This is a genomic window from Streptomyces sp. NPDC059853, assembly GCF_042731495.1.
Taxonomy (GTDB): domain Bacteria; phylum Actinomycetota; class Actinomycetes; order Streptomycetales; family Streptomycetaceae; genus Streptomyces.
Map to the genome: position 1 here is coordinate 1 of NZ_JBHWJL010000319.1, position 5,700 is coordinate 5,700.

Here is a 5,700-nt window from a genome sequence, read left to right on the forward strand (position 1 = left end):
GCAGGGCGTGCCCCCGGTGTGCCACCGGAGTACGGGTCAAGCCCGGCGGCCGGTCCGGCCGTTACGCGCGCGGGGTGATCTTGGTGAGCCCGTTGATCAGCCGGTCCATGGCGTCGCCGCCGCGCGGATCGGTCAGGTTCGCCATGAGCTTGACCGTGAAGCGCATCAGCAGCGGATGGCTGAGCCCGCGCTCGGTGGCGATCTTCATGATCTGCGGGTTGCCGATCAGCTTCACGAAGGCCCGGCCGAGCGTGTAGTAGCCGCCGTACGTCTCCTGGAGCGTCTTCGGGTACGCGCGCAGCGTCAGCTCCCGCTGGGCGGGCGACTGCCGCGCCATCGCCTGGACGATCACCTCGGCCGCGATCTGGCCCGACTCCATGGCGTACGCGATGCCCTCGCCGTTGAACGGGTTGACCAGGCCGCCGGAGTCGCCGACCAGCATCAGCCCGCGCGAGTAGTGCGGCTTGCGGTTGAACGCCATGGGCAGCGCGGCGCCGCGGATCGGGCCCGACATGTTCTCGGGGGTGTAGCCCCACTCCTCGGGCATCGAGGCGCACCACGCCTTGAGCACCTCGCGCCAGTCCAGTTCGCGGAAGGCGCTGGAGCTGTTGAGGATGCCGAGGCCGACGTTGGAGGTGCCGTCGCCCATGCCGAAGATCCAGCCGTAGCCGGGCAGCAGCCGGGGCTCGGGGCCGCGCCGGTCCCACAGCTCCAGCCAGGCCTCCAGATAGTCGTCGTCGTGGCGGGGGCTGGTGAAGTAGGTGCGCACGGCCACGCCCATGGGGCGCTTGTCGTCGCGGTGCAGGCCCATGGCGAGGGAGAGCCGGGAGGAGTTGCCGTCGGCGGCGACGACCACCGGGGCGCGGAAGGTGACGTTCCGTTTCTCCTCGCCCAGCCTGGCCGTCACCCCCACGATGCGGCCGGCGGCGCGGTCGTCCTGGACGGGCCCGGTCACGTTGCACCGCTCGAAGAGCTGGGCCCCGGCCTTCTCGGCCTGCCGGGCGAGCAGTTCGTCGAAGTCCTCGCGGCGGCGCACCAGTCCGTAGTCGGGGAAGGCCGCCAGCTCGGGCCAGGGGAGTTCCAGCCGGTGTCCGCCGCCGATGATGCGCAGGCCCTTGTTGCGCAGCCAGCCGGCCTCCTCGGAGACATCGATGCCCATGGCGACGAGCTGCTTGGTGGCGCGCGGGGTCAGGCCGTCGCCGCAGACCTTCTCCCGGGGGAAGGCCGTCTTCTCCAGCAGCAGGACGTCCAGCCCGGCGCGGGCGAGGTGGTACGCGGTCGTGGAGCCGGCCGGTCCGGCCCCGACGACGATCACATCAGCGGTGTGTTCGGAAGCGCTTGCATCGATGTCGGCCACGGTCGGCTCTCCCCATCGGTCCGGTTCGGCGGCTACGAGTCTATGGGCGGATCAGGGTGCGGTCGGGTGGGACGGGTGGGACGGGTTCAGCCGGCGGCCGGCTTGGTGCCGCGGTGCAGCGCCACGATGCCACCGGTGAGGTCGCGCCAGGCCACCCGCCGCCAGCCGGCCTTCTGAAGCAGCGCGGCCAGGGCGGGCTGGTCGGGCCAGGCGCGGATGGACTCGGCGAGGTAGACGTACGCCTCGGGGCTGGAGGAGACCTTTTCGGCCACCGGAGGCAACCCCCGCATCAGGTACTCCGTGTAAAGGGTGCGGAACGGCGCCCAGGTGGGGTGACTGAATTCGCACACCACCACCCGGCCGCCCGGCCGGGTGACCCGCAGCAGCTCGCGCAGCGCGGCGTCCGTGTCCTGGACGTTGCGCAGCCCGAAGGAGATGGTCACCTTGTCGAACACCTCGTTCCGGAACGGCAGCCTGGTGGCGTCCCCCGCGGTGAACGGCAGCCAGGGCTCGCGCCGCTTGCCCTCGTTCAGCATCCCGATGCTGAAGTCGCACGGCACGGTGTACGCCCCGGCGGCGGCGAAGGGCAGCGAGGAGGTGCCGGTGCCGGCCGCGAGGTCCAGGACCCGCTCGCCGGGACGGGCGTCGACGGCGCGGGCGACGGCCTTGCGCCAGCGGCGGTTCTGGCCGAGCGCCAGCACATCATTGGTGAGGTCGTATTTCGCGGCCACCGCGTCGAACATGGCGGCGACGTCACGGGGCTGCTTGTCCAACGTGGCACGAGTCACCGTCCCATTGTCGCGGGTCGCGTCGCGCGGTGGCGGGCAGGGTCCCCCGGGTGTCCGCCGGGGCGGGCGGGATGATCATCGTGTTGTAGCGTCAACGCCGATGCCTTCCGTAGACCGAACCATCCGCCGTGCGGGGCGCGCCGTCCTGCGGCGCCGCCGGCTCCAGCGGCGCAGACGTGCGGTCGCCCTGTTCGCCGCCGCCGGCCTGGTGCTGCTGACCGTGCTCGGGATGGGCGCCCGGCTGGTGCTGGGGGGCGGCGGGGACGGGGCCGGCGAGCCGGACGCCGCGCCGCCACCGCCCACCCAGGAACCCGAGCCCGAGCCGGACCCCGAGCCCGAGCCGGATCCGGAACCCGAGCCGATCGACATCCCGCCGACCGGCCCCGGCACCTTCCGCACCGCGCCCGCCACCGGTCACCAGGTCGGCGAGGGCACCGTGCGCCGCTACATGGTGCAGATCGAGGACGGCATCGACCTCGACCCGGTGGAGACCGCCGAGGAGATCGAGACGATCCTGGCCGACCCGCGCGGCTGGACCACCGACGGGGTGAGCGCCTTCCAGCTGGCCGAGGAGGGCCCGGTCGACTTCACCGTGAAGGTCGCCACGCCCGGCACGGTCGACGACATCTGCGGCGAGTACGGCCTGGACACCGGCGGCGAGGTCAACTGCCAGGTGGGCCAGACGGTGGTGGTCAATCTGCTGCGCTGGATGGAGGGCTCGCCCCAGTTCCCGGGCCCGGTGACCGAGTACCGCGCGCTGATCATCAACCACGAGGTGGGCCACCGCCTCGGCCACGGCCACGAGGGCTGCCCCGAGGAGGGCGCGCTCGCCCCGGCGATGATGCAGCAGATCAAGGGTCTTGACGGCTGTGTGGCCAACGCCTGGCCCTACGACGAGGACGGCACGTACATCAGCGGCCCGTCCGTCCCCTGAGCGCGCCGGGGGACGTTCCGCGGCGTCCCGTTGACCCGGCTTACACCGTACGGGGGATTCGGGGCGGATCGGGATGAAGAGGGGGCCGGTGTCCCACTAGCGTGGCCTGCCGGTTCCGTATCCCTTCTTCCTACCCCAAGCAGGTGGATTCATGGGCTCCCACTCCCGCCCCTCCCGTCCCGTGCTGCGGATCGCAGCCGTCACCGCCGCCGCCACGGGCGCCGTGGTCGCCGGCGCCGGAGCCGCCTCCGCGAGCACCGCGACGGACAACATCGGCGCGGCGCTCGCCGGTGCCGACACCGCGCTGACCTACGGCCTGGCCGGCCCGCTGGACCTCCAGCTGTACCCGATGGGCGGCACCGGCGTGGACCCGCTGACCAACGGGGTGAGCACCCAGATCGCCGACTTCCCGTCGGTGGGCACCACGACCCTCACCCAGCCGCTGACGGACGGCGCCTCGGCCAAGGACCTGCTCGGCGGCCTGACCGCCCCGGTCACCTCCCTGCTCGGCGGGCTGCCGCTGCTCGGGGGCGACGCCGGCTGAGCGCACGCCGGACCGCGCCGGGCCACCGCGGCCCGGCGCCGCACCGTCAGCGGGCGTCGAGCAGCTTCAGCTCCGGGTGCGCGGTGCCGCCCTCGATGGCCGTCGACGACAGGTGGGAGACCACGCGGTCGTCGACCGGGTCGTTCGCCGGGTCGTCGTGCACCACCAGGTGCTCGTACGTGGTGGCGCGCTGCGCCGGGACGCGGCCGGCGGTGCGGATCAGGTCGATCAGCTCCAGCCGGTTGGAGCGGTGCCTGGCGCCGGCCGAGGAGACGACGTTCTCCTCCAGCATCACCGAACCGAGGTCGTCCGCCCCGTAGTGCAGCGTCAGCTGGCCCACGTCCTTGCCGGTGGTCAGCCACGAGCCCTGGATGTGCGCCACGTTGTCCAGGAAGAGCCGGGCGATCGCGATCAGCCGCAGGTACTCGAAGAGGGTGGCCTGGGTGCGGCCCTTCAGGTGGTTGTTCTCCGGCTGGTAGGTGTACGGGATGAACGCCCGGAACCCGCCGGTGCGGTCCTGCACGTCGCGGATCATCCGCAGGTGCTCGATCCGCTCGGCGTTCGTCTCGCCGGTGCCCATCAGCATGGTGGACGTCGACTCGACCCCCAGGCCGTGCGCCGTCTCCATGATCTCCAGCCAGCGCTCGCCCGACTCCTTCAGCGGGGCGATCGCCTTGCGGGGCCGCTCCGGCAGCAGTTCGGCCCCGGCGCCCGCGAAGGAGTCCAGGCCCGCCGCGTGGATGCGCCGGATGGCCTCCTCGGCCGACACCCCGGAGATCCGCGCCATGTGCTCGATCTCGGAGGCGCCCAGCGAGTGGATCACCAGCTGCGGGAAGGCGGCCTTGATGGCGGAGAAGTGCCGCTCGTAGTACTCGACGCCGTAGTCCGGGTGGTGCCCGCCCTGGAACATGATCTGGGTGCCGCCCAGTTCCACCGTCTCCGCGCAGCGCCGCAGGATGTCGTCCAGGTCCCGGGTCCACACGTCCGGGCTCTTCGGCGCGGCGTAGAAGGCGCAGAACTTGCAGGCGGTGACGCAGGCGTTGGTGTAGTTGATGTTCCGTTCGATGATGTACGTGGCGATGTGCTCGGTGCCCGCGTACCGCTTACGGCGCGCCGCGTCCGCCGCGCGCCCCAGCGCGTGCAGCGGGGCGCTGCGGTAGAGGTCCAGCGCCTCCTCGGGACTGATCCGGCCACCGTCGGCGGCTCGGTCGAGCGCGGACTTGAGCTGAGCACTCAGGGCCATGGCGGGCGTCCCTCCGGCGGGCGGATACAGGGTGGTCGATACCGGAAGCCAGCGTACGCCAGGGGCTAACCGGGGCGATTGAGCACTCCCCGCGCACCGCTGTCGGGGTGGACGCTGGTGTAGCGCAGGACCTGCCCGTCCCCGTCGAGCCGCAGGATCATCCGGAAGGTGTCGGTCACACAGACACCGGGCGTGGACTCCTCGGTGTCCAGCAGGGCGTCGAAGACCGCCTCGTCCTCGCTCACCTCGGTCAGCGTCATCCGGTCCACGCAGGTGGAGATGTTCAGCAGGTCGCGGGTGGTGGCGTGCCCGACCTCCTCGCCGACCACGCCCTCGCCGAGGGTCACCGTCATCCGGCCGCCGGGGATGCCGACGTCGAGGGTCAGATCGCCGACCCACTCGCCCTGGAACGCCTCGGGCAGCGCGTCGGTCACCGGCGCCGGTCCGGGGGCGGGTTCCGGGTCCGGTTCCTCCCCGCCGCCCGGCCGGGTGAAGGCGTACAGTCCGGCGCCCGCGAGGCCGAGGACCAGCACGGCGGCGAGCGCCGCCCGTATCCCGCGCCGGGCACGCCTCCCGGCCGGCGCGGACGGCGGTCCGGGCGGCGGCAGCGGTATCGCCGGCCCGAACCCGGGGGACGGCGCGGGCGGCACCGGGGACGGCGGCGGTACGGGTCCGGCGGGCCCGCCGCCGGACGGCGCGGGCGCGTTCTCCTCCCCCGCCCCGGGGGCCGGGGCCGGGGGGGGCGGGGGGGCCGCCAGAGCACCCCCCGGGGGGGGCCGCCGGCCGGGCCCCGCCACCACCACCCAGGGGCGCCCCCCGGCGCCCCCCGGCCGG

5 protein-coding genes and 1 pseudogene are annotated in these 5,700 nt (G+C 73.2%); 2 read left to right on the forward strand and 4 right to left on the reverse strand.

Translation table 11 applies throughout. The features are described from left to right. Positions 1-61: 61 nt before the first annotated feature. Positions 62-1,348 (reverse strand): geranylgeranyl reductase family protein, encoded by a 1,287-nt coding sequence (locus ACFV5N_RS23810; RefSeq protein ID WP_385603410.1) that lies wholly within the window; start codon positions 1,346-1,348, stop codon positions 62-64. 95 nt (positions 1,349-1,443) lie between these two features. After that, positions 1,444-2,145, reverse strand: coding sequence for a demethylmenaquinone methyltransferase (locus tag ACFV5N_RS23815; protein ID WP_385603400.1), 702 nt, complete (start codon positions 2,143-2,145; stop codon positions 1,444-1,446). Between the two features lie 100 nt (positions 2,146-2,245). On the opposite strand from ACFV5N_RS23815, the gene ACFV5N_RS23820 reads away from it, so the two are divergent. Next, a complete protein-coding gene (locus ACFV5N_RS23820; protein ID WP_385603402.1) occupies positions 2,246-3,079 on the forward strand; it encodes a DUF3152 domain-containing protein in 834 nt (277 codons plus the stop codon). 151 nt (positions 3,080-3,230) lie between these two features. Then, positions 3,231-3,623 carry a hypothetical protein gene (locus ACFV5N_RS23825; protein WP_385603405.1) on the forward strand — a complete coding sequence of 131 codons (393 nt, stop codon included), beginning with the start codon at positions 3,231-3,233 and terminating at the stop codon, positions 3,621-3,623. 46 nt (positions 3,624-3,669) lie between these two features. Here the strand turns inward: ACFV5N_RS23825 and mqnC are convergent, their stop codons facing one another. Next, positions 3,670-4,866, reverse strand: coding sequence for a cyclic dehypoxanthinyl futalosine synthase (gene mqnC, locus ACFV5N_RS23830; protein WP_385603407.1), 1,197 nt, complete (start codon positions 4,864-4,866; stop codon positions 3,670-3,672). Between the two features lie 65 nt (positions 4,867-4,931). Next, positions 4,932-5,700, reverse strand: a pseudogene (locus tag ACFV5N_RS23835) (hypothetical protein); the annotation flags it as partial.

Excerpts from the sequence above, each read along its gene's own strand:
- ACFV5N_RS23820 (WP_385603402.1), top strand. The coding sequence starts at position 2,246 with ATGCCTTCCGTAGACCGAACCATCCGCCGTGCGGGGCGCGCCGTCCTG.
- ACFV5N_RS23825 (WP_385603405.1), top strand. The coding sequence starts at position 3,231 with ATGGGCTCCCACTCCCGCCCCTCCCGTCCCGTGCTGCGGATCGCAGCC.
- mqnC (WP_385603407.1), bottom strand. The coding sequence starts at position 4,866 with ATGGCCCTGAGTGCTCAGCTCAAGTCCGCGCTCGACCGAGCCGCCGAC.